This window comes from Proteus genomosp. 4 str. ATCC 51469 (genome assembly GCF_003144375.1).
Classification (GTDB): Bacteria; Pseudomonadota; Gammaproteobacteria; order Enterobacterales; family Enterobacteriaceae; genus Proteus.
Genome location: NZ_PENV01000001.1, coordinates 277,179 through 300,583 on the forward strand (window position 1 = coordinate 277,179; position 23,405 = coordinate 300,583).

At 34.0% G+C, this 23,405-nt stretch carries 21 protein-coding genes and 1 tRNA gene; 8 read left to right on the forward strand and 14 right to left on the reverse strand.

Annotated features, from left to right (window positions below; genetic code table 11):
• Window positions 1-69: 69 nt before the first annotated feature.
• Window positions 70-561 carry a serine protease inhibitor ecotin gene (gene eco / locus DK866_RS01320; protein ID WP_109407406.1) on the reverse strand — a complete coding sequence of 164 codons (492 nt, stop codon included), beginning with the start codon at window positions 559-561 and terminating at the stop codon, window positions 70-72.
• 252 nt (window positions 562-813) lie between these two features.
• On the opposite strand from eco, the gene DK866_RS01325 reads away from it, so the two are divergent.
• Together DK866_RS01325 and DK866_RS01330 are read left to right on the forward strand one after the other, a co-directional pair.
• A complete protein-coding gene (locus DK866_RS01325) occupies window positions 814-1,029 on the forward strand; it encodes a DUF465 domain-containing protein (RefSeq protein WP_109407407.1) in 216 nt (71 codons plus the stop codon).
• A 111-nt stretch (window positions 1,030-1,140) separates the two neighbouring features.
• Window positions 1,141-1,380, forward strand: coding sequence for a YecH family metal-binding protein (locus DK866_RS01330; RefSeq protein WP_109407408.1), 240 nt, complete (start codon window positions 1,141-1,143; stop codon window positions 1,378-1,380).
• A gap of 119 nt (window positions 1,381-1,499) precedes the next feature.
• Here DK866_RS01330 and DK866_RS01335 read toward each other — a convergent pair whose 3' ends face one another.
• Window positions 1,500-1,745 (reverse strand): DinI-like family protein, encoded by a 246-nt coding sequence (locus DK866_RS01335; RefSeq protein WP_162556965.1) that lies wholly within the window; start codon window positions 1,743-1,745, stop codon window positions 1,500-1,502.
• Window positions 1,746-1,923: 178 nt separating this feature from the next.
• Here DK866_RS01335 and DK866_RS01340 point away from each other — a divergent pair, with 178 nt between their 5' ends.
• The gene (locus DK866_RS01340) at window positions 1,924-2,289 is read left to right on the forward strand and encodes a nitrous oxide-stimulated promoter family protein (protein ID WP_109407410.1); all 366 of its coding nucleotides are present in this window, start codon (window positions 1,924-1,926) and stop codon (window positions 2,287-2,289) included.
• Here DK866_RS01340 and DK866_RS01345 read toward each other — a convergent pair.
• Together DK866_RS01345 and DK866_RS01350 are read right to left on the reverse strand one after the other, a co-directional pair.
• Window positions 2,252-2,824 (reverse strand): GNAT family N-acetyltransferase, encoded by a 573-nt coding sequence (locus DK866_RS01345; protein WP_109407411.1) that lies wholly within the window; start codon window positions 2,822-2,824, stop codon window positions 2,252-2,254. The genes DK866_RS01340 and DK866_RS01345 overlap by 38 nt on opposite strands.
• A gap of 74 nt (window positions 2,825-2,898) precedes the next feature.
• Window positions 2,899-3,414 carry a bactofilin family protein gene (locus DK866_RS01350; RefSeq protein ID WP_227335824.1) on the reverse strand — a complete coding sequence of 172 codons (516 nt, stop codon included), beginning with the start codon at window positions 3,412-3,414 and terminating at the stop codon, window positions 2,899-2,901.
• A 1,170-nt stretch (window positions 3,415-4,584) separates the two neighbouring features.
• Between DK866_RS01350 and DK866_RS01355 the strand changes: the two genes are divergently transcribed.
• Together DK866_RS01355 and DK866_RS01360 are read left to right on the forward strand one after the other, a co-directional pair.
• Window positions 4,585-5,421 carry a helix-turn-helix transcriptional regulator gene (locus tag DK866_RS01355; RefSeq protein ID WP_109407413.1) on the forward strand — a complete coding sequence of 279 codons (837 nt, stop codon included), beginning with the start codon at window positions 4,585-4,587 and terminating at the stop codon, window positions 5,419-5,421.
• A gap of 66 nt (window positions 5,422-5,487) precedes the next feature.
• Window positions 5,488-6,381, forward strand: a complete 894-nt coding sequence (locus DK866_RS01360; RefSeq protein WP_109407414.1) for a T3SS regulon anti-activator ExsD domain-containing protein — start codon at window positions 5,488-5,490, stop codon at window positions 6,379-6,381.
• A 56-nt stretch (window positions 6,382-6,437) separates the two neighbouring features.
• On the opposite strand, the gene DK866_RS01365 is transcribed toward DK866_RS01360, so the two are convergent.
• Both DK866_RS01365 and DK866_RS01370 read right to left on the reverse strand, forming a co-directional pair.
• On the reverse strand, window positions 6,438-9,254 hold the full coding sequence (locus DK866_RS01365; RefSeq protein WP_109407415.1) for a sugar transporter: 2,817 nt from the start codon (window positions 9,252-9,254) through the stop codon (window positions 6,438-6,440).
• 5 nt (window positions 9,255-9,259) lie between these two features.
• Window positions 9,260-9,757 carry a hypothetical protein gene (locus tag DK866_RS01370; RefSeq protein WP_244179635.1) on the reverse strand — a complete coding sequence of 166 codons (498 nt, stop codon included), beginning with the start codon at window positions 9,755-9,757 and terminating at the stop codon, window positions 9,260-9,262.
• A 439-nt stretch (window positions 9,758-10,196) separates the two neighbouring features.
• Between DK866_RS01370 and DK866_RS01375 the strand changes: the two genes are divergently transcribed.
• From DK866_RS01375 to DK866_RS01385, 3 genes are all read left to right on the forward strand, one after another.
• The gene (locus DK866_RS01375) at window positions 10,197-10,745 is read left to right on the forward strand and encodes an NADPH-dependent FMN reductase (protein WP_109407417.1); all 549 of its coding nucleotides are present in this window, start codon (window positions 10,197-10,199) and stop codon (window positions 10,743-10,745) included.
• A gap of 507 nt (window positions 10,746-11,252) precedes the next feature.
• On the forward strand, window positions 11,253-11,462 hold the full coding sequence (locus DK866_RS01380; protein WP_072069219.1) for a sigma-S stabilization anti-adapter protein IraP: 210 nt from the start codon (window positions 11,253-11,255) through the stop codon (window positions 11,460-11,462).
• 296 nt (window positions 11,463-11,758) lie between these two features.
• A complete protein-coding gene (locus DK866_RS01385; RefSeq protein WP_109407418.1) occupies window positions 11,759-11,962 on the forward strand; it encodes a hypothetical protein in 204 nt (67 codons plus the stop codon).
• Between the two features lie 414 nt (window positions 11,963-12,376).
• Here DK866_RS01385 and DK866_RS01390 read toward each other — a convergent pair whose 3' ends face one another.
• The 8 genes from DK866_RS01390 to xerD form a co-directional block, all read right to left on the reverse strand.
• The gene (locus tag DK866_RS01390) at window positions 12,377-13,927 is read right to left on the reverse strand and encodes a methyl-accepting chemotaxis protein (RefSeq protein ID WP_109407419.1); all 1,551 of its coding nucleotides are present in this window, start codon (window positions 13,925-13,927) and stop codon (window positions 12,377-12,379) included.
• Between the two features lie 373 nt (window positions 13,928-14,300).
• Window positions 14,301-16,565: a TonB-dependent receptor domain-containing protein gene (locus DK866_RS01395; RefSeq protein WP_109407420.1), complete on the reverse strand. Its 2,265-nt coding sequence runs from the start codon at window positions 16,563-16,565 to the stop codon at window positions 14,301-14,303.
• A gap of 355 nt (window positions 16,566-16,920) precedes the next feature.
• A tRNA-Gly gene (locus DK866_RS01400) sits at window positions 16,921-16,994 on the reverse strand.
• A 164-nt stretch (window positions 16,995-17,158) separates the two neighbouring features.
• Window positions 17,159-18,673 (reverse strand): lysine--tRNA ligase, encoded by a 1,515-nt coding sequence (gene lysS, locus DK866_RS01405; RefSeq protein WP_072069223.1) that lies wholly within the window; start codon window positions 18,671-18,673, stop codon window positions 17,159-17,161.
• Between the two features lie 8 nt (window positions 18,674-18,681).
• A protein-coding gene (gene prfB, locus DK866_RS01410) for a peptide chain release factor 2 (RefSeq protein ID WP_099074846.1) occupies window positions 18,682-19,780 on the reverse strand; the annotation gives its coding sequence in 2 pieces (ribosomal slippage) (window positions 18,682-19,704 and window positions 19,706-19,780; 1,098 coding nt in all).
• Between the two features lie 171 nt (window positions 19,781-19,951).
• Window positions 19,952-21,685, reverse strand: a complete 1,734-nt coding sequence (gene recJ / locus DK866_RS01415; RefSeq protein WP_109407421.1) for a single-stranded-DNA-specific exonuclease RecJ — start codon at window positions 21,683-21,685, stop codon at window positions 19,952-19,954.
• A 9-nt stretch (window positions 21,686-21,694) separates the two neighbouring features.
• Window positions 21,695-22,402 carry a bifunctional protein-disulfide isomerase/oxidoreductase DsbC gene (gene dsbC / locus DK866_RS01420; RefSeq protein WP_072069225.1) on the reverse strand — a complete coding sequence of 236 codons (708 nt, stop codon included), beginning with the start codon at window positions 22,400-22,402 and terminating at the stop codon, window positions 21,695-21,697.
• 33 nt (window positions 22,403-22,435) lie between these two features.
• On the reverse strand, window positions 22,436-23,374 hold the full coding sequence (gene xerD, locus DK866_RS01425; RefSeq protein ID WP_109407422.1) for a site-specific tyrosine recombinase XerD: 939 nt from the start codon (window positions 23,372-23,374) through the stop codon (window positions 22,436-22,438).
• Between the last annotated feature and the right edge of the window lie 31 nt (window positions 23,375-23,405).

Below are 23,405 nucleotides of genomic sequence, written 5' to 3' on the forward strand. Positions count from 1 at the left end.
AACAAAGCCCTTTGTTTCAATAACAAAGGGCTTTTAGTAAATTAAGGTCGTTTTAAATAAAGCTAGCTGTTATTTTTTAACTGAATCTTGGACAGTATCAGCAGCAGACCAAATACGGTATTTCACATCAACGTCTTTTGGTGCATAAATAACAATAGGTAATTTGCTGTTATAACGAATGAAGGCATCAGAGCCCATATTGGCCTGAACAAAAGCATCTTTCTTCGTGTTATCCGCACAACCCATCATAGTAGACATTGGGCCATTTAAATCACTAACAACATAATAGCTATAGCCCCAACCTTCTAAATTCTTTTCATCTAGTTCGGCACCAAACCACTGATGATTACAATCTACTTTTAGCTCTTTGCCAACGATTAGCTCAACTTGGTAATTACCTTCATTATCTTTTTGTTCTAACTCGATAACATGACGAACTTGATTTTCTTGAGCTTTAGGATAAGGCGCAACTTTATCTAAACTGTCGGTAGCTTGTGCACACGCAGATAAAGACATTGCTGCTACTAAAGATAATATTACTTTGTTCATCACTTTCTCCATTTTTACAGCGAACACTTCGCTGTTAATAAAATTAGTCAGATGTTTTTATTGCTCATTATCTGAATACTAATATTTTTAGTGCTTGAATGCTAACATCTTAGTAAATATCACTATGAGAGGATAATTCTGAATGTTTTAAAAAGAAAAATCATGTTTTTTTATGAAATGTAAATTTGTGATACTCCACCATGCAGATATCCAATCTATGATTATACTGAAATAGAGACCCAATTTCTTTTCATAGGAGGTTATATGTTCTCAGATCAACAAGCCCTTGTTTCTCAACTAAGAAACAGTGATCCTCGCTTTCAGGCTCTCTACGATAAACATCACCGACTCAATCAAGAAATTGCAAAATTAGAAGGCCCTAATGGAGCAGGCTATAATGATGAAGTGGTCAAACTAAAAAAAGAAAAACTTCATCTCAAAGATGAAATGCAAAAAATACTTCAGAGAAGTGAAAAATAATGATCTTTTTAAAGCGATGATAGATGTCATCGCTTTTTATGATTAAAAGCAAAGATATCACCCCATAAAGATGCATAATTAATGTATCTTTTGTTTTTTTAGGGGTTCAACATGTCATCGATCCATGGTCATGAAGTTTTACAAATGATCCTTTCTTCAGATACGGCTTTTACCAAAGCGTCACTTATTGATGCTATTCATCAGCAATTTGGCAATGACTCTCGATTTCATACTTGTTCAGCTGAAAATATGACAGCAACTGAATTAGTTGATTTCTTAGAAAAGAAAGGGAAATTTATTCCTGCTGAAGGTGGCTTTACAACAAGTGAAAATAAAATTTGTCGCCATTGATAAATATACAGTTTAAAACTCGATTGCCAGTGATTTCCTTTTCTAGTTAATGTGCTTTTAACTTTAAAAAATAAAAGACCATTATTTCTGGCAATCGTAAGGACTTTATTTATTGAACTTTAATCATCATCTGTTTGTAACCAAGAATCATCTTCCCAAACACTTTGAATAAGTTCCATAATATGTTCGTGCTTAGTTTCATCTTTTATGCCTGTAACTTGAATTGAGTTCATGCTACTAAAAGCGATACGAAACTGCATATCTGGATATTCTGGAATGATCTTTTTTCTTAGTTCGTGTTCTAAAAGCGGAAATAATGAGTCGGTTATCTTAGATTGTTTATTAAATAAAATTTCCACACGCATTGGTTTCACCATTTAAAGGCAAATAAACTGTATATAAATACAGTATTATATTCTAAGAAAAAAGAAAAGCCTTTTTACTAAAATTTTTTCATCATTGTTCATTAAATAATTTTTTAGCGTCTCTATAGGCTTAATGATAAGATGTATAATAAATGCAACATTATTAAGAGAGAAAGATATGTCAGGAAAAAGAATTTCTCGTGAGAAACAAACCATTCAAAAAATGGTTTCTCTTTATGCAAAATCACATCCTGAAACCGACTCAGATTATTATCAAAAATTAATCGATTATGCCTACAACAGATTAGATAAATGTCGCTATGGTGAAGACAAACCCGCCTGTAAGCAGTGTCCTATCCATTGTTACCAACCTATAAAAAGAGAAACCATGAAACAAATCATGCGTTGGGCTGGCCCACGGATGCTGATTTATCATCCAATTTTGGCAATACGTCATCTTATTGATGATAAAAAACCTGTACCTCCGCTTCCTGAAAAAAAGCGTACTATTCGTTCAACTGAAAATCGTTCAACTGAAAAATAAAGTCAGATTTATTCAATCGATATAAAACATGTTCCGCTAAAGGGTGAGTTTTATCTAATGCGGGATGAAAGAAGTTATCAGATTGATGCATACCTAATTTTTGCATCACACCTTGAGACGGAAGGTTTGAAACAGCGGTAAAAGCAACAACTTCATCTAGTTTCAACGTTTCAAAAGCAAATTTAAATACAGCTAAAGCGGCCTCATAAGTATATCCCTTACGCCAATACTTTTGCCCTATACGCCAGCCAATTTCTACACAAGGACTAAAAGGTAAAGAGGCTGCTGGAATATTTAACCCAACAAAGCCAATAAATTCTTGAGTTTCTTTTAATTCAACCGCCCACATTCCCCATCCATTTTGCTGAATAAATTTTTCACGGATAGTCTCAACCATTTTATCGCTTTCTAATTGAGATAAAGTGCAAGGAAAGTAACGCATTACTTCAGATGAGGAGTTAACTTCATAAAAAAATGGCGCTTTATCACTTTCACGCCATTCTCGTAAGTGTAGTCTAGGAGTCTCTAAATTCATCGTTATTCTCTATTTATACAGAACTAAGGTAATATCGATAAAATAGGACAAGCAAAAAATAATAAAAAGAAGACTTATTTTTTATTTTCTTTTAGTTGGTTTTCTACAGGTGCCGTTACTTTATCTTTATTTACATTAGCACTTTCTTTGATTGAAACCACTCGTTGTTGAGCAACGGATTTAGCTTGATGTTCAACTTGCTCTGATTGCCCTGTAAAAATACCACCACGCTTAATAGACATACTTCCACAACGACTGGTACCACGTAACTCGCCATGCTCTAAAATATCTAGATTATTTGCAGCACAAATGCCTTTAACAAAACCATCAATAATAATATCAGGCGCAGTTAATTCACCTTCAACTTGTCCTGCATGCATAACACGAATAACACCATCTTTGACATTAATATTTCCTGATACTTTACCCCAAATTTGGATATCGCCATCGACATTAATATCACCTTGGAATACCGTTCCTTTTGCAATAATAGTATACAGTTTCTGCTCTGGCATCGGTTTTTTCTCTTCTGTTATGACTGGTGTAACAGGTTCTGCTACTTTTGGTGTTTCAGTTTTACGACTAAACATAGCGGTTTTTTTTAACCTCAAAGTCATGGAATAAATAATAATGCTAAAAATTAGGATCAAGATAATCAAAAACTCTCCTGCCATTTTAGAACGCCAAAAGGCGATTAATGCAAGAGTCCAAATTATCCATATCCCACTAAATATAATATTTCGCAGTGTCCGCTTATTCTCCATAATTAGCTATACCCTACCTCCCTGACAATAAATACACTTATGCATTCACCATTTTAATAAATTTACGCTAAGCATGATGCCAATAATAAGGCCATTATTACCTTTTAGTTTATTGATTTGTCCCTTAAGAGAAATTGCATAAATAGAATAAAGCTATAAAGCTATTTATTTAAATAACCCAACTTTAATGTAAGTAACTTGTGAAAACATCACTCTTTTTTAGATAAATATTTTTTAATACAAATTAACATTATATGTACATACTTATCTTTTTATTTAGGAAAAATATTTAAACTTAACAAGCTCTACTCTATTTGCTTCTATTGAAAATCTGAGACCACAGTCGCATAAATGAAAAGCAGTAAGAAAAAGAACTACCTCTTCTTAATAAGAAGAAACTTATTTTTATTAAATTTTTTGTTTTCCATTTTATAGAACTTATAAAAACGCAGGTTATAATAACGGTAAGTTATTTAAAATAAATGAAATTAATTTAATCTTAAGTTTTCTTGCACACAAAAAACACTCAATTACCCCCAAATAGCAACAAACTGATATCAAATAAACTACAATTAAAAAAACAAAGAGTATAGTTACATTCTAAATGCACTTACTATCTCTTTACACTGTAAAGAAAAACAATAAATCCAACTATTTGTTATACAATACATTTAATAATAAAAAAATAAAATGTAAATTATTTATTACATAAATATGTTTAGCATCCTTTATTGTTACTGATTAAATTTTTCCTATCTTTAATTTTCTTTTGCAAATCATTAATAACATCTTAAAATCAACAACGTTCCTTATCTTAAATTAGCAATAGAAATTCAATGTCTAATATCTAAAAAAAAACCACATCAAATTAAAGAAAACATTCTTTTTTTTATTTTTAATAGCATTTAAATAATAAAGAAGTGTTTTTGTAAATACTATTATATTTATTTTTATAAAAACACAGTGATACTAATATAATGATTTTTTGGGCGAAAAATGAATACCATACAATGTGATAATAAAAACCAATATGATTGCTTGATTCAAAAGAAATCTTATTTTTATCCACAATATCAAATACTAGAAAATGAACAAAAAGCACTCTTTATAATACGAAAAAACATACTTATTTTACAAAATTGCACTGATACAGTAACGGTTCATCAAGATCAGATTATTTTTTTACAGCAAGGTAATTACACAATAAAAACACCCGCTACAGAACCAGCAGAGATTATTTACATACCTCTCTCTGATGATTTTTTAAGAGGTTTCACATCAAAATACAATGATATTCTCAGTCAAATAGAAAGAGATGAGGATTTTTCGAGTGCATTTATCTGTTTCCAAAATTCACCTCTTATACAGTTTTGTAGTAATGGTTTTGAATATATTACTATTCACTCTTGCCCTGAAACATTTACACAGTTACGAATTGAAGAACTTTTAATCCTTTTGCTTTCAACCGAACAAGGCTCAGATTTAATGGCATTATTGCGCCAACTCAGTCACCGCCAAATCGATCGTTTAAAACTGTTTATGGAAAAAAATCACTTAAAAAATTGGAAACTCAAACAATTTGCTCGTGAATTTGGTATGGGATTAACAACATTTAAAGAGCTTTTTAACCATGTCTATGGAACGTCCCCAAGAACATGGATTTGTGAAAGAAGGATCATTTATGCACATCAGTTACTACTTACCACTGAGATGAGTATCGTTGATATATCAATGGAATCTGGTTTTTCAAGTCAATCTTACTTTACACAAAGCTACCATCGTCGTTTTAACATGACACCGAGCAAAGCGAGAAACCTTAGATTAAAATTATAAAAAATCCGGTCGATTATCATAATATAAAAAAGCCATTCATCGTTAGAATGCTTAGAATTTATTCTTATGAGTGAGTTGTATATCGTGATAAAAGAAAATAGATTCCCTCCCCAACCTCATTATTATGACTACTTAGCATTACTAAAAAAAATGATGGCTAGCAATGATAAAAAAACTGTAGATAGACTATTTAACCTACAGTTTTCTTTGCATATCAATGAAAGTATTACTAACGAATACAATATAAACGAGCAACAGATAAAAATATTATCTCGCGTACTATGCCGTGAAAGTTTAGATAGCTTATTACAATCCACATGGTTTTTACGGAAAAAACATTGCTTTATCGTTATTACTAAAGAGGACATTCGCGACATCATTGAGATTTCCCGTTCTTTTCATCCACCGCGGTTATATTCTGCTTTTACTGTAATGGATTGGGATCAGTCATTAAGAGCAACCGTTAATATCAATGAGCATATGCGCTTAATTCAAGCTATTATAAAACCACTTTTTATTTGGTGGGCTCAACATATTACACCTCAATTATTCACTCTCTATGAAACAAAAAAAGAGCTTGAGCTTCAAATTAAGCAATGTGAAAACATTAAGTCATTTGAAGAAAAACAATTATCAAATATAAAAGACTCTTTTCTATCTTTAGATGATATCAATATTAAACTTAGTACAGATAATGTTAGATTGATTGTCATTAATGACTTATTACAAAAAAGTATTCAGTTACTCTTAGAACATTGGGAAACCGAACCCGTATTTAATATTGAAATTACTAATACACTAGATTATATACGTAATGTAACACCGAATTCTGAACTATTAAAACCTTTATGGGAGATTTTAAATAGCATTCCAGAGGCTCCTGAAAATTGTCATAAATTAAAAGATTGGTTATTAGAAAGGGATCTTTGTTTAAAGAATGATCTATTTTTATGGAGATGAATAAAAATCAGCTCTTCTTTTAAAGAAAAAAAGAGCTGATACTATCATTTAATCATTTATTTAACGTCTAAAACTTCAATTGTCACAATAGACATTGATTCCGGTGGTACTTGTCCAGGAACACCATTTTTTCCATAGCCACCACCTGGTTTTATATAAATTTTAGCTTTACCATTGATACCAGCTTTAGCAATAAAGGTATTCAGTGGTAATGGTAGTTGGCGGTAAGGTAAAGTAAGTGGTTTAGCTTTATCATAATTAAGCGTTACAGTCCCGTCAGTTAACTCTTCATGCATCGTAAATATAACCGTTTTACCTGCAATTGAATCAACAGGTTTACCCTGTTTTAAAATTTTAAAATAGGTATTATCGTCATACTGTATATAATTTTGTTTTTGAATCTCAGATAGAATAGACTTATTGCGTTGAGCATTATCTTTACCAATAATTGAATAAGCATAAGCAAGTTGCCCTGCAATCATTTGCCCTTCACCTGCTATTTTCTCAAGTTGCTCTTTCAATGTTTTATTTTCTTTTAATACATTGCTTGTCTCAGTATTAGCTTTCGCTAATTCAGCTTCTTTTGCCTTAATTTGCTCGTTTAATTGCGTACTCTTTTCTTCTAAAGATTGAGTTAATGCACGTTGAGTTTCAAGCTGTTTGGTGATATCAAGCATCTCTTTTTGGGTGTCAGCTAATATCTTTTCTTGCTGTTTTGATTGCCCAATTGCTTCTGTTTGCTGTTGCTTTAATACACTAATTTGCTGTGTACTTTCTATATTTTGTTTTTCTAATTGTGCTTTTACATCAGCTAATTGATTACTTAATTTATCAACAGCATTTTGTTTTTCAGTAAGTTGCTTTTCCAATAATGCAGATGCCTTGGCACTTTCTGTTTGGCTCACTGTTAATTGTGCTAATGCAATATTACTTTCTTTAAATTGGGTATCTAATGCTTGATATTTAGCTGACAACTCATTTTGTGCTTTTTCTAATTTAGAAATTAAATTATTTTTATCTGTAATTAAATTATCAACCGCTTTTTCACCTGCAGATAAGCTTTTTTTCAGGTCAGCTAATTCTGTTATTTTACTCTCTAATTGTAATTTTAATTCTGGTATAGCTTTCAGCTTTTCATCAGCCTGCTCTTTTTGCTGTTGAACAGCTAAAAGTGATTTATTAAGTTGATTTTGTTCTTGGTTATTCTTTTCAACTTGTGTTTTTAATTGTGCTATCTCTTGACGTTGTTCATCAACAAGTTTGTTATTAGCATCTTGTTGTTTTTCTGCATCTGCTACTTTTAATGCAAGCTCTTTAGATAAATCTTCACGTTCTGATGTGATTTTCAATAATGTACTTTGTAGTTTCTCTATCTCTTTTTTCGCAGTATTATCTTTTAATAAAGATTGTGCCTGAACAAATTGAGATTGAATATCTTCTTTTTCTTTTTTAATGGTTGCTAATTGGCTCTGTACATCAGCCAGTTGCTTGGCCAAATTAGTTTGTTCATTGGTTATTGTCGATAACGATTTTTCTAATGCTACTATTTCTTTATTTTTTACAGCTTCTAGCTTGGCTAACTCTTGTTCTTTTTGTTCACGACTACCTTGGAGTAATTGTTCAGCTTGTACATATTGAGCTTGAACATTTTCTTTTTCTTGCTCGATTTTAGTCAATAATGTTTGTTTTTCATTTAATTGACTTAATAGTTTTTCTTGTTCGGCTTTCGTACTCTCAAGTGACTTTTGTAACTTATCAATTTCTTTTTTAGCACTATCATCTTTTAGTAGTGCTTGAGCCTGCAAATACTGAGATTGTAATTGCTCTTTTTCTTGCTCAAGTTGAGTAAATTTCACTTCTAAATTTTTAAGTATTTCTGATTGTTTTTCGAAATCTTGTTGTTGTTTTGCTAGCTCTGTGTTTTTTGCAGTTGTTGCACTTAACACGTTTTCTTTATCTGCTAATTGCTTAATTAATAAATCACGTTCTTCTTTTGTTTCTTTCAGGTCTGTTTGTAGCTTGGCAACAGCTTGTTTCAATGTATCATCATTGAGTAAGTTATTTGCAGTCGCTAATTTTTCTTCTGTTTCAGCCAGCGATAGTTCCAATTGCTTAATTTGGTTATTCGCATTTTGAAGTTTTTCTAAATGTTCCTTTAACGCTAGTGTTTGCTCTGTATATTTCTGATACAGAGTTTGATATTTATTTCTTGTGTCGGCTAAACGATTCAACAACGTTTTATTAAAAAGAGGTTGTTTATGATCGAGCACAGAGCGATTAAATTGATATACAAAATGGAAAGGAATTGCAGTCACAGAATAAAATGTGCCTGGAATAATATCTAATAAGAAATTTTGATTTTGTTGAGGTTTTGAATAACTTTCTTTCGAATAAAGCGCTAATGGATTATAAACCGTAGCATTATTTCTATACTGATACCGATTAAGATCTTCGGGTGTAAACTGAGGTTTAATCGGAACAAATGAGAGTAATGGGGTCAAATAACGAGTATTATCACTCTTAAATTTAGAATAATCTGAAGATAAGACTGGGCAATTTTCAGCCAGCGTGATATCAGGTGTCTTTACAGGCTCGACAACCTGATTATCTGTTTCTGCTGGTGTAGACGGCTTAACTCGTTGCTCTGGCTTGTTTTGTTGAGATACCGTTGTTGCTCGGTTTACTCCACGATTAGCCTGACCGGTTCTCGTTGACGATGAAATTGTAGCAGATGTTTTAGGCTCAATTTTAATTGGCTCTTGCGTTTCAAAATAACGGTCAAAATCTTCAATAACAGAATTAAACTCATTATTGGCAAACGACAGTGTTGGAAACAGCATAAAAGCGAGACAAACACTCTGCTTTAATTTCATAGTAATTATTCACCTAGTTTTTTCAATGTCGAATTAACTGACATAATCGACAGATAGCGAACTTTTGCACACAAAACTTCTGTTTTTGATTCAATACTCATTTTTAGTAAATCTAAGCTATCTTTACTTGCAGTACCTTGAACACTACGGTACATCGCATTAATTTCACTAATTTCTTTAAATGAACTCATCATGGATTGATAGTCCGATGGAGAAAAAGTTTTTAGAGAATCAAGTTGTTTAATACAAGCGCTTTGTGGTGCTAATCCTAATTTTCTTGCATCTACGCCACTGTCAACAGCCCCTGCTGTAGGTGTCATAGAAATCGGTTGTGCTGTTGCTACTGGCTGAGTCACAGCAACGGGCTGTGTTGCTGGAGCTTGCACCGGTGCTGGCGTCTCAACTGGACGTGTTTGATCTGGCCAAACACACCCAGACAAAGCGAGAATGCTGGTTGTTATAAATACAGCAAGGACATTCTTTTTATTTTGTAATAAGGACATCATTTTTCCTTAATCCCGATCAGACTTAAATAAGAGCATATGAGTTGTCGCATTTTAAGCCATTTTATTATAATTTTCTATTACCTACTGCATACTAAATAAATAGGCTAACACTCAAGGTTGCAATGAGTGCTCCTATCATTTCATTTATTTTTTCTCAAAACACTACCTACATCACACTAAAGATGTCATTTTTTGAATATCGGATTTATTTAGTAAAAATGTTGTCATATAAACTGGTTATTTTTTATTTCAGTAAAATAATACCAGATAATAATAAAAATAATAATACTAATTTTATCATTTATTTACACCATTTACGTGTAAAAATTAAGCTTATATTTTGTTATCGTTCTTTAACGACTAAGATAAAATCAAGAAATGAATATCAGATATTGTCACTGATATTTTTTCTATCCTTCAATATAGGAGAACTAAAATGAATCATTTTAAAATAGGTATTGTTGTCGGTAGTTTAAGAAAAGATTCGCATAACAAACAAACAGCAAATGCATTAGTTAAGTTATTTCCTAAAGAGTTTAGTCACGATTTTATCGATATCGGTAATCTTCCTCTCTATAACCAAGATGATGACAATAATACACCTTCTGCTGTTATCAGTTTCAAGAAACACATAAAAGAGTGCCAAGGCATTATCTTTGTCACACCAGAATATAATCGTTCTATTCCTGGTGTCCTCAAAAATGCGCTTGACCAAGCATCTCGCCCTTATGGAATGAATGCTTGGGATAAAATTCCTGCGGGTATTATCGGTGTTTCAACTGGTAATATTAGTACAGCTATAGCACAACAGCATCTACGTAACTCGCTATCTTTCTTAAATATGCCGACCTTAAATCAGCCTGAGTGTTATCTGAAGTGGTATGATGGCATGGTTGAAGATGGAGAATTTTCTGAAAAAACAGCACATTTTATGCAAAATTGGGTTGATGCTTATGTCGCTTTTGTAAGACAAAATAATCAATAATCAATACCACTAAAAAGAGCTTTGTTCTTAATACATTGCTCTTTTTATTTTCATTTTTTGACCATTAAAAAAATAAAGTGTTCTATTTCTCATCTATGAATAAATCACCACTGATAGATGTTTTAATATTTACTAAATAATATAACCACCTCATTTTAATATTAAACAACACATCAAGACTAATTTAGACCATCCTGAAAAGACACACATTACAATTATAATGAAAATGCTTATTATATAAGCAAAAGTAAAGCAATTTAAATAAAAACAGATACAAGATCAAAATACACTACATCGCTCAGTCACCTCAAAGTTCGAAAATATCAATAAATTTCTATCGATATTCATTGGTGGAATTTAGAATTTGATAATTATTTCTAATAATTTATATTAGATTAGAATATTAGGCATAATGTGCGATACATCTCTAAATAATATGCTTCCATAATTGTGATAAACAAAAAAATTACCTATATTACTCATCCATTAAATACTGGCAGGTAAACCATGGATAAAAATTTAAAAGAAATTGAGTGTGAAATTGCGGCACTGAAAATTGTTATCAAGTCTTTACTTTCCACGCTAAGTGATAAACAACGAAGAGATATGCTCGGCAATATATCTATTGTAATTGAAGATACATCAAATCGATATCCTCAGCTTAATGAAGTTATTAACTTAACAGAGCAATATGTAAAAAAACTCACTCAAGCTTAGTAAATAGAGTTATTAAAATTTATGTTTCACAAAATATTATAGGGTGCATATTGCATCCTACTTATTTTGTTAAATAGAATATGCTTTAATTTCTTCCTGTTAATATAGCATTAAGTGAAATTTATTAAGTTATTGTTTCCTAGCTCAAATATTCATAATTTTATTTTTCAACAAAAATATCACAAAATCCTTATTCTTTTTGACTGATTTATTTTTTCCTTGGTTTTACTTAAACAATTAATTAATATAAAAAATAATTAATCATACAGTAATATAGCATTGTTTTTGAGGGTCATATGGAAAAAAAAGTTGTCAATATAGAGTATGAAATTGCAGCATTAAAAGTAGTATTAAAGGCATTGTTATTGACTTTAACAGACAAACAAAAAGAAATCGCAATTCAAGATATAAACAAAACCGTCAATGATGCCTATATCAATCATCCTCAATACAAAGATGTTATAACCAAGACAGAACAATATATAAAAAAAATGATCTAAAAAGTTGGCGCTATATCATCCATACACCTCTTTTTATTATTATTTAATTTTGAGGTAAATTATATTAGCGCCTTTAAGAAATTAAAATCATCTTAAAGAAAACATAATCAATGATTGATTGATTATAAAAAACAAAATAGAAAACATTCCGTAATTTATTAAAAATAAAATAAATGAATTAATTCCTTATAAATAGCCTATTTTATAAAATTTTTTTAACTTTCAGACGGATTGAGAAAAATTATCATCATATTGATACTTAATCAATGACTGATTGGCTAGCTGATTGAGCAAATATCTTATCAATATTGAATAAATATAGAATAATATATGTACCTTTGTTTATTTCATCTATGCGCCTAACGAGTAAAAACTTACCACCTTAGACACATGATTTATGGACGTATCTTGATATTAATGATGCACTAGATTGAATTTTTGTACTGATAATTGTAGTTCTTCGGTCTGTCTTTCTAACGAAATAGCAGCTGCTGAGACCTGTTCAACCAAAGAGGCATTCTGTTGTGTTACGCCATCCATTTGAGTAATTGCTACACTCACTTGACCAATTCCTTTACTTTGTTCCTCTGATGCAATAGTGATTTCTTTCATTATTGAAGTGACCTGCTTTACTCCAGTCAAAATATCTTCCATTGTTTTTTCCATATCACTCACTAAACTGGCACCTTTTCTTACACGCGTTGTGGAATCAGCAATCAGGACTTCAATCTCTTTAGCGGCTTTTGCGCTATCTCCAGCTAAATTGCGCACTTCATTAGCGACAACCATAAATCCTCGCCCATGAGCTCCTGCTCTTGCAGCTTCGACTGACGCATTTAAAGCCAGTATATTCGTTTGAAATGCAATGTTATTAATGACAGTGATGATATCTGCTATTTTACTTGAACTATCAGAGATCCCATCCATTGTTGTTACAACTAATTCAGCTAATTCATTACCTTTTTCAACAGTCACTGATGCGACTTCAGCCAATTCTCTCGCCTGATAAGCATGTTCCATATTTTGGTTAACGGCAGCTGTGATTTCTTCCATACTTGCTGCTGTTTGCTCTAGTGCCGTCGCTTGTTCTTCAGTACGAGACGCCAAATCATTATTTCCTTTGGCAATTTCAGATGCACCTCGATAAATACTGTCACTTCCCTGACGGATAGTGCTTACTGCCTCATGTAAACTATTTTGCATTCCATTCAATAATGGTATTAATCGCCCAGCACAGTTATTACCAAAAGGCTCAAGTGGCTGACTCAAATCACCTTCTGTAATTTTCACAAAATGTTGGCGAATACTTTCGAGTGGTTTTTGTAACATTGACACTAAATAACGATCAGTGAGGATCAGAATAATTCCTCCTAAAATAGCACTAATGATAATAACGATTTGTGTCACTTCGATAAGCTCATCCACCTCTGCAATAGTTCTATCAATTTTTATATTTGCGGCATTATTAAAGTTTTCACTCACATTACCCAATTCACGGCTCAACGTAGGCGTTACATTTTTTGCATGGTGTTCATATTGCTCAATAGTACCATTGAGCGCTAACTCCATTTGCTTTTTTACTCCTTGCTCAAAAAGCGTTTGCCATACATCCATTAGCTCTTTTGATACTTTTGCATCCATCGGCCCCGGAGAAACAGATTTCATATATGCAATCTGTTTCTCCATGTTCTCCATTGCGATTTGTGCTTGTGCAAAGTCAACTTCTTTACCCTCTGCTTTTTGTTCTACCAAACGATTAAGTCGCGAAGTAAAACGAAAGTATTGGTCATTTCCCTGACTGAGTGCGGCCATTTGCTTTATTATTTGATTATCAGCCCGATTGCCTTCAGATATTTGTGATAGTGACCATGCGCTATAAAGACTCACACTGCCAAATAACACACATAAAGTCCCCAGTATGATTATCATCATCAGACGAATAGTAATGTTACGAAGTTTCTGCATCGAATTTCTCAACTAACAAGATAAAGTAAGCCCAATAGGGCGTAATGTACTCTTATCGACACTTTTTCAATTTATTTTAATTTTTTACTAAAGTTTTTTATAAATTGGTTTTTTATTTTCTATACATAAAAAGAGTTAGTTAAGAGAAGCAAAAATGTTACTTATGTATCATTTTTTATAATTTAATATAAAAAACAAAAAACACCATAAAATCAATAAATTATAAATTTAGTGACTTAAATAACAAATAAGAAGTGTTAAAGAAATAAAAAGATAATTTGGGGAGGAAATAAATTTTGGAATATTCTTAATTTAATCAATTAATAAAAAACACCTCAAGTTATACGTGACTTGAGGTGTTCGTATTTAATAGTTAGAAAGTGGTTTCTATCCCAAATCTAACAGTACGTCCTGGAATTGGCATATAAATAACCGTACCAGGATCAAATGTATAACGATCCGTTAAGTTATCAATATTAAATGTGAAGTTGATGTTTTTTCTTAATGCGTACTTACCAAAAAGATCGACAGTTGTTGATGAGTATAATTTCTGAACAGGTGCAGCTGCCGTCCCAACTAACCATTTTTGAGGATAATCTTTTCCTGAATTATAACGAACCCTAACACCTGTTTGTAATTTTTGATCAAACATTTTGATACCCGCTATTCCGGAGAAAATTTTCTCTGGTGGTATTCTTGATGGCGATAATCCCCATGCAAAGCCAACAGAATTACAGGCTGATTCAAGACGACCTAATTCCATTTCAGCTTTTGAACATAAATTAGCTTTATTATAGAAAGTCGCATCAACGGAACCGAAAAGATAATTTGAATCATATTTTAATTCAACTTCATAACCTGATAATTTAAATTTATCGTAATTCTTAGTAATAACATAAGACTCAGGATAATATCCACCATTTGGATTTACCCCTTGAGAAAGGTAATTCTTAATATCATTGTTGAAATAAGCAATACGTAATGACGTATTATCTTCATCAAAAATAAGATTATCTTTATCTAAATGGATACCAACTTCGAAAGATCGTGCATTTTCAGGTTTAATCGGATACTTAGGGTTATAAGAATATGTTTGATCTGATACAGAGCTTTCAAATAAACTTGGTTCTCTATAAGTATCTGAATATTTACTATAAAGATCTAAGTCTGGTGTCACATGGAAACGGATCTCACCAAAGAAATCATTTTTAGGCCCATATGTTGTTGTTTTTCCAGCAATATGATCTTCTACTTTAAATGAATGAATACGCCAACCACCCAATGTATCAATCCATTCACCTTTATAAGCAATATTGCTAAACAATGAGCTCGTTATCCCTTTTGCATTCCGATTTGCAGGAGGAAGCTCTTTACCTGGCGTTGTACCCTCAGGGCTCCAATTAGATTCGTATCTTTTGGTTAATGGTTTTGTCGTTTGAGTCATATACTCAATACCATAAGTGATATCTATTGGCTGATTCGCAAACTGAGATGTATTTTCTATATTAAAACCAATACGTTCATCATTGTATTTATGTTTATATTGATTTCCATTATGAGCAGTAACATCATCCGTTAAGCCATTTCTTTGATTAAATCTCCCTTTTGTCCACCAAACACCGACATTCATATCCACTAAAATCGATTCTGGTTTATAAGAGTAATTTACAGATGTTGTATCTATTTTGGCGCTACCGAGTGTCCATTGAGACATTTTTCCATCATATTGATACCAATAAGCGGCAAGAACTTCACCTGCCTTTTGTTCATGGTGACGATAATTAATTTCTAGGCTGGAATCAGCATTAAAATAGATATTGGATTTCAATAAAGTTGACTGGCTTTCATAACTGGTATTAACGACTTCCTGACCAGGTTTAATCGGCGCATCCGTCTGTTTATATTTGTCATACCCATGTTTACCCGCAATAAAGTTACCTTGCGTACGGTCACTATAAGCGATTAAAAAGTCAAATTTATCATTTCTATATGCCACACCAGCAGTATAAGAACCATTATTAAAATGTGTACTTTTTAAATCTGTTGATGGCTGATAACTACCTTCATTTTCTTCACTCGAACTCACTGTTGGTCGCACATTATTATTATAGAGACTGCCTTTAAACAGAAAGCCGACTTGATCCCCTTGAGGGATAATGCTATTTGCTGAAATCGTTTTTAACTTAACGGTTCCGCCTATCGCTCCCCCAGAGAATTTACTCATGGAAGCGCCTTTTTCTATTTCAATAGAATCAATTAAGTCTGAATCAATATATGTTCGGTCTGCACTTCCTTGATAACCTCGCCAAGTATTGGTTGATTGTAGACTTCCATCAATAATGATAGGAACACGGCCATTTCCTTGTAATCCGCGAATACCAATATCAAGTGCCCCAGCTTCATTTCTAGAGTTATTGCTTTGAAGCGATGTTTCATTAGCAAAGATATCTGAATTAGTCGTTCCTCTTATCGTACTAATATCTTTTGTATTAATATGCTTAATATCTGTTTTAGTTTTATTTGCGGTAACAACAAGTTTGTCTTCTTGATTTGCTGGCGTATTTTGGCTGGCTAAAGATGACGTTGATGTGCATAAAATAACCAAGGTTATTATATTTTTCTTTGCTTGAAATATCATTTAAGTAATGCCTTTCACTTATCAACTATCAATCGTTTTAAATCATCAAGTAATTTGATGAATGTTAAAAACCCATCTGTCATTTATCTAATAAATTTGAATAACTATTAGCTTTTTGAACAATGAATGAAAACAAAATAACTATATTATTTATAGGGTTATATTCCTTTAATGGCTTATTTGGGGAATAGAAATATACTCCAATGATAATAATTATCAATATAATAATAACTATTATTATCATCTAATTAACATTTAGATTTTTATTCTGTACATTTAGCTTATTGGTTTGATAAAACAAATGAAAATAGGATTTGAATAGTGAGTATTGAGATGATATTGAGGAAAGATAAGTTGGAGCGGGCGAAGGGAATCGAACCCTCGTATAGAGCTTGGGAAGCTCTCGTTCTACCATTGAACTACGCCCGCAGTTGGTTTTTCCGATTATACGCTCACCTAATCGAACAGCAATCCCCTTCTTATTTAAGTGATTATTTAATCATCATGAAAAATATAAACTATTAATAATAAACATAAAAAAGCCACCTATCGGTGGCTTTAAATTAATTATTATTCTAATTAAGAAGTAACAATTATTTATTAGGACGCATTGCCGGGAATAAAATGACATCACGGATAGTATGACTATCAGTAAATAACATTACCATACGGTCAATACCAATACCTAAACCTGCTGTTGGCGGTAATCCATGTTCTAATGCCGTAATATAGTCATGGTCAAAGAACATAGCTTCTGCATCACCGGCTTCTTTTTGACGAACTTGATCTTCAAAACGTTCAGCTTGGTCTTGTGCATCATTAAGTTCTGAGAAACCATTACCAATTTCACGACCACCAATAAAGAATTCGAAGCGGTCAGTGATAAATGGATTATCGTCGTTACGACGAGCTAATGGTGAAACTTCTGCCGGGTATTCAATGATAAAAGTTGGTTGAATTAAGTGGCTTTCTGCAACTTCTTCAAAAATCTCACACTGAACACGGCCTAAGCCCCAGCTTTTCTCAATCTTAATACCAATAGATTGAGCAATAGCGACTGCTTTATCCATATCATCAAGATCAGCCATTACAGTTTCTGGACGATATTTGCAGATAGCTTCTTTCATGGTTAATTTGGCAAATGGTTTGCCAAAATCAAACTCTTGGTCGCCGTATTTCACTAACGAAGAACCCAGTACATTTTCAGTTAATGTACGGAATAATTCTTCCGTTAATTCAATTAAGTCACGGTAATCTGCATACGCCATATAGAGTTCCATCATAGTGAACTCTGGATTATGACGCGGTGATACACCTTCATTACGGAAGTTACGGTTGATTTCGAATACGCGATCAAAACCACCTACAACTAAACGTTTTAAATATAGTTCAGGTGCAATACGCAGATACATATCAATATCTAACGCATTATGGTGAGTAATAAACGGACGCGCACTTGCTCCACCAGGAATGGTTTGCATCATCGGCGTTTCAACTTCCATAAAGCCTTTGTTCACCATAAATTGACGAATACCCGCCATAACTTGTGAACGAATTTGGAAAGTTTTACGTGATTCTTCGTTAGAGATCAGATCTAAATAACGCTGACGATAACGCATTTCTTGGTCAGCTAAACCGTGGAATTTATCTGGTAACGGGCGCAGTGCTTTAGTTAATAAACGCACTTCTGTACAGTGAACACTTAATTCACCTGTTTTCGTTTTAAAAACACGACCACGAGCACCTAAGATATCGCCAAGATCCCATTTTTTAAATTGCTCGTTGTAGATGCCTTCTGGCAAATCATCACGAGAAACATAAAGCTGAATGCGACCACCCATGTCTTGCAATGTAGCGAAAGATGCCTTGCCCATAATACGGCGAGTCATCATACGACCTGCAATAGCAACTTCCACATTCGCTGCTTCTAACTCTTCTGCGCTCATTGCATCATACTTTTGATGTAATTCGTCAGACAGTGCATCTCTGCGGAAATCATTTGGGAATGCGTTACCATTATCACGTAAAGCGGATAATTTTTCGCGGCGTGTTTGCAGTTCGTTATTTAAATCAGGTGCCTGCTCCGCACCTTGTTGCTGTTGCGACATGTTTTTCCTCACAGGCCCGCTTTTAAGCTAGCTTCAATAAATTTATCAAGATCACCGTCTAACACTGCTTGTGTATTACGTGTTTCCACACCAGTGCGTAAATCTTTAATGCGTGAATCATCAAGAACATAAGAACGAATTTGACTACCCCAGCCAATATCGGACTTGTTATCTTCCATTACTTGCTTGTCTGCATTTTTCTTCTGCATTTCTAGCTCGTACAACTTCGCTTTCATCTGCTTCATTGCCTGATCTTTGTTCTTATGCTGAGAGCGATCGTTTTGGCATTGAGTGACAAGACCTGTAGGAACGTGGGTTATACGTACCGCAGATTCTGTTTTGTTAACGTGCTGTCCACCTGCACCTGAAGCACGATAAACGTCAATACGTAAATCAGCTGGATTGATTTCAATATCAATATTGTCATCAACTTCAGGGTAAATAAAGGCAGAGCTAAATGAGGTATGGCGGCGACCACCTGAATCAAATGGGCTTTTACGAACTAAGCGGTGAACACCTGTTTCTGTACGTAACCAACCATAAGCGTACTCACCAATAATTTTGATAGTCGCTGATTTTAATCCTGCGACATCACCGTCAGATTCTTCAATAATTTCAGTTTTAAAGCCTCTTGATTCAGCCCAGCGTAAATACATACGCATCAGCATACTTGCCCAATCCTGCGCTTCTGTACCACCAGAGCCGGCTTGTAAATCAAGGTAGCAATCCGCACTGTCATATTCACCAGAGAACATGCGACGGAATTCTAATTGCTCAAGCTTTTTATTTAACACATCTAATTCAGCAATGGCCTCGTTAAATGTCTCTTCATCATCAGCTTCAACCGCTAATTCAAGTAAACCAGAAACGTCTTCTAGTCCTTGGTCTAATTGGTCGATAGTTTCTACGATAGCCTCAAGAGATGAACGCTCTTTTCCCAATGCTTGCGCCCTTTCTGGCTCATTCCACACATCGGGTTGTTCTAATTCAGCGTTAACTTCTTCTAAACGCTCTTTCTTGGCATCATAGTCAAAGATACCCCCTGAGAACATTTGTTCTTTCAGAGACTTCTTCAATTTGGTGTTTTACTGGGTTGATTTCAAACATGCTTTTTCGTCTTTATGTTGTTTTCAAAAACAATTGGAATAAATTTTGAACCGCATATTGTAACGGATATATCCACGGGTTTATAGCATTTATATACAATTGTCTACTCAATAGTTGTTGCCATAACAACGTTTTACTTTATATCACAATAAATTGCTTAAATTATTCGTATTAACAAGGCCAAATGTGCTCAACAAGCAGTTGCGCATTTCTTTGCCCTCTAAATTCATTCACATCTAATCGATAAGCTAATTCAACGGTTTTAATACTGTTATCAGGCCAAATATTGATATCAACATTAAATGCAATAGCATCAATCATCAGATGACTGTTTACAGGCTGAAGCATCATTTTTAAATGCTTACTACCGACAATACGTTGTTGCAACAACGTAAATTTGCCGTCAAATAATGGCTCAGGGAAAGCTTGCCCCCATGGGCCTGCTTCTCTTAGCATTTCAGCGATAGGTAGCGATAATTGATTTTCCGTTAGTTCACCATCAGATAAAATAACACCTTGCAACTGCTCGTCAGAAACCAATTCAGACATTAAAGACGAAAAATGACGCTGAAATAGTGGGAATTTATCTTCTTCAAGTGAAAGCCCAGCAGCCATTGCATGTCCACCAAACTTCAGCATCAAACCTGGGTTTAAAGTATTTAATCGTTCTAACGCATCCCTGAGATGTACACCACTGATTGAACGACCAGAACCTTTTAATAGACCGTCACCGCTAGGTGCAAAAGCAATAACAGGACGATGTAGTTTTTCTTTAATGCGAGACGCTAAAATACCCACAACACCTTGATGCCATTCTGGATGATAAATTGCTAAACCATTCGGCAAGTCATGTTGAGTGCCCATAAATTGACGGAAAATAGTGGAGGCTTCTTCTTGCATACCCGCTTCAATTTCACGGCGAGTTTGATTTAAACCATCAAGTTCATTAGCAATTTCACGGGCAGAACCAATATTATCCGTTAAAAGTAGAGCAACACCGACAGACATGTCATCAAGACGCCCCGCCGCATTTAAGCGTGGCCCTAAAGAAAAACCTAAGTCACTGCTTACCAGCTGAGATAGCTCTTTACGAGACACCTCAGTAAGTGCTTTTATCCCTACACAACAGCGACCAGCTCGAATACGACGTAACCCCTCATAAACAAAAATACGGTTATTTTCATCAAGAGGAACAACATCCGCCACGGTTCCTAATGCAACTAAATCGAGAAAATCAGCCATATTAGGACGAGCTAAATTGTGTTGCTCAAACCAGCCTAATTTTTCTAATTCAGCTCGCAATGCCGTCATTAAATAGAAAGTAACCCCAACGCCAGCTAATGATTTAGATAAGAAATCGCAATCAGCCAAATTAGGGTTAATAATCGCATCAGCAGCAGGCAATGTTTGTCCGGGCAAATGGTGGTCTGTTACTAGAACTCGAATACCGTATTCATGGGCAGTCTCCACGCCTTCAAAAGATGAAATACCATTATCAACCGTGATAATGAGATCAACACCTTTTTTTACAACATCATGAACAACTTGAGGGCTTAAGCCATAACCATCATCAAAGCGATTAGGAATATGATAGCTTACTTGCTTAAATCCCATTTGGCGTAATGCTTTGATAGCCAATGCTGTACTGGTTGCACCATCGGCATCAAAATCACCAACAATCACGATACGAGATTGCTGTTTTAAAGCCTCAATGAGCAATGAAAGTGCCGCTTCAATTCCGGTTAATGCTTGATAATGAAGTAAGCCTTTTAACGATCGTTCTAGTTGAACTTCGGATGTTATTCCACGATTAGCATAAATCTGTCGTAATAAAGGATCTAAATTATCTGGCAATTGAGTTGCCTGCGCAATTCGACGACGTAGTGTCGGTTCAATAGTGACCATAAAACGTGATTACTTCTCTTTTTTATCTAATAATTCAATAAGGTTTTGAGCAGAAATATATCCACCATAAATACTCGCATTAGGTAACACAATAGCAGGCGTACCTTGAATTCCCATCATGGTGCCTAATTTAAAATGTTCATTAATATTGATTTTTTTACATTCATCTATGGGAATAATTTTGTCACCTTTAAATGCACTGTCTAACGATTTATTAGGGAAACCGCTACACCACACAGCATTCATTTCTTTACTCACAATATTATTGCCAACACCATTACGAGGAAATGCTAAATAGCGTACCGTTATTCCCTGTTTATTCAGTTCAGGTACTTCTTGGTGAAGTTTTTGACAGTAAGGACAACTAATATCAGTAAAAATGGTGATCACATGGCGTTCATTACGCGCTTTATAAACGATCATTTCATTTTTAAGTGAATCTACTTTTTTCATAATAACTTGATTGGCAATACTAACAGGCTCACCGCTGCTGATATTATAAATAGGGCCTGCTGTTAGGTATTTACCATCGTCAGTAATGTAAAAAATACCTTTATCGGATAACACTGCATTTAATCCAACAATCGGAGTTGGTTGAATGCTTTCTGCTTTAATTTGCATTTTAGCCAGTTGCGCTTCAATAGAAGCATTGTCAGCAAGCACAGGCATTGACACCATGCTTAATAGTATTGGCAACCAGAGTAATTTCTTTTTCATTTAAATTCCTATTTAATGCCAGCGTGTTGATGGCTATCCCCTTGGATGATGTTGCTGATGAAGCACTTTCAAGCGCTCTGTTGCAACATGGGTATAAATCTGTGTTGTAGAGAGGTCACTGTGCCCCAATAACATCTGTACAACACGCAAGTCTGCTCCATGATTTAAAAGATGTGTTGCAAATGCATGGCGCAACACATGGGGTGATAACTTTTCAGTATCAATTCCAGCAATCACAGCATAATGTTTTATCCGATGCCAGAAAGTTTGTCGTGTCATTTTCTGCCCTCTTAGGCTAGGAAAAACAATATCGTCTGTTTTTCCTTGCATTAAAGTGGGTCTTCCATATTGCAGATATTGTTCTAACCAGTAAATAGCCTCTTCCCCTAAAGGGACTAATCTTTCTTTATCGCCCTTACCGATCACTCTTAATACACCTTGCCGTAAGCTGATATCAGAAAGAGATAATCCCACTAACTCAGACACACGAAGCCCACAGGCATAAAGCACTTCAAGCATTGCTTTATCACGTAATTCTAATGGCTCATCAATACAAGGCGCATTGAGTAAATCATCTATTTGCCGTTCACTTAAATCTTTAGGTAAGCGTTTCGGCAATTTTGGGGTTGAGAGCAATGCACTAGGATCATCTAAACGTAATTTTTCACGATAAAGATATTGAAATAATCGACGCATTGTACTGAGCAAACGAGCAGCACTACTGGCTTTATAACCTTCATCAAGACGCGTTGCGAGAAAGGATTGTAAATCCAAGGTGGTCACAGATAACCAATCCAATTGATGATGTATAAGCCATTGACCTAATGCTTGTAAATCTAAACGATAAGAACTGAGTGTATTGGCTGATAATCCTTGCTCTAACCAAATATTGTCGAGAAATTGCTCAATGATAATATCTGTATCTTCATGAGCTTGCGTTGTTTTTTTTGTCGATAATTTGGTTTGTGGCACAGTCTTACTCTCCTGCTCTTTAGTTTATTGC

Coding starts and splice junctions, on each gene's coding strand:
- eco (WP_109407406.1), bottom strand. CDS start 561: ATGGAGAAAGTGATGAACAAAGTAATATTATCTTTAGTAGCAGCAATG.
- DK866_RS01325 (WP_109407407.1), top strand. CDS start 814: ATGTTCTCAGATCAACAAGCCCTTGTTTCTCAACTAAGAAACAGTGAT.
- DK866_RS01330 (WP_109407408.1), top strand. CDS start 1,141: ATGTCATCGATCCATGGTCATGAAGTTTTACAAATGATCCTTTCTTCA.
- DK866_RS01335 (WP_162556965.1), bottom strand. CDS start 1,745: ATGCGTGTGGAAATTTTATTTAATAAACAATCTAAGATAACCGACTCA.
- DK866_RS01340 (WP_109407410.1), top strand. CDS start 1,924: ATGTCAGGAAAAAGAATTTCTCGTGAGAAACAAACCATTCAAAAAATG.
- DK866_RS01345 (WP_109407411.1), bottom strand. CDS start 2,824: ATGAATTTAGAGACTCCTAGACTACACTTACGAGAATGGCGTGAAAGT.
- DK866_RS01350 (WP_227335824.1), bottom strand. CDS start 3,414: ATGTTTAGTCGTAAAACTGAAACACCAAAAGTAGCAGAACCTGTTACA.
- DK866_RS01355 (WP_109407413.1), top strand. CDS start 4,585: ATGAATACCATACAATGTGATAATAAAAACCAATATGATTGCTTGATT.
- DK866_RS01360 (WP_109407414.1), top strand. CDS start 5,488: ATGAGTGAGTTGTATATCGTGATAAAAGAAAATAGATTCCCTCCCCAA.
- DK866_RS01365 (WP_109407415.1), bottom strand. CDS start 9,254: ATGAAATTAAAGCAGAGTGTTTGTCTCGCTTTTATGCTGTTTCCAACA.
- DK866_RS01370 (WP_244179635.1), bottom strand. CDS start 9,757: ATGTCCTTATTACAAAATAAAAAGAATGTCCTTGCTGTATTTATAACA.
- DK866_RS01375 (WP_109407417.1), top strand. CDS start 10,197: ATGAATCATTTTAAAATAGGTATTGTTGTCGGTAGTTTAAGAAAAGAT.
- DK866_RS01380 (WP_072069219.1), top strand. CDS start 11,253: ATGGATAAAAATTTAAAAGAAATTGAGTGTGAAATTGCGGCACTGAAA.
- DK866_RS01385 (WP_109407418.1), top strand. CDS start 11,759: ATGGAAAAAAAAGTTGTCAATATAGAGTATGAAATTGCAGCATTAAAA.
- DK866_RS01390 (WP_109407419.1), bottom strand. CDS start 13,927: ATGCAGAAACTTCGTAACATTACTATTCGTCTGATGATGATAATCATA.
- DK866_RS01395 (WP_109407420.1), bottom strand. CDS start 16,565: ATGATATTTCAAGCAAAGAAAAATATAATAACCTTGGTTATTTTATGC.
- lysS (WP_072069223.1), bottom strand. CDS start 18,673: ATGTCGCAACAGCAACAAGGTGCGGAGCAGGCACCTGATTTAAATAAC.
- recJ (WP_109407421.1), bottom strand. CDS start 21,685: ATGGTCACTATTGAACCGACACTACGTCGTCGAATTGCGCAGGCAACT.
- dsbC (WP_072069225.1), bottom strand. CDS start 22,402: ATGAAAAAGAAATTACTCTGGTTGCCAATACTATTAAGCATGGTGTCA.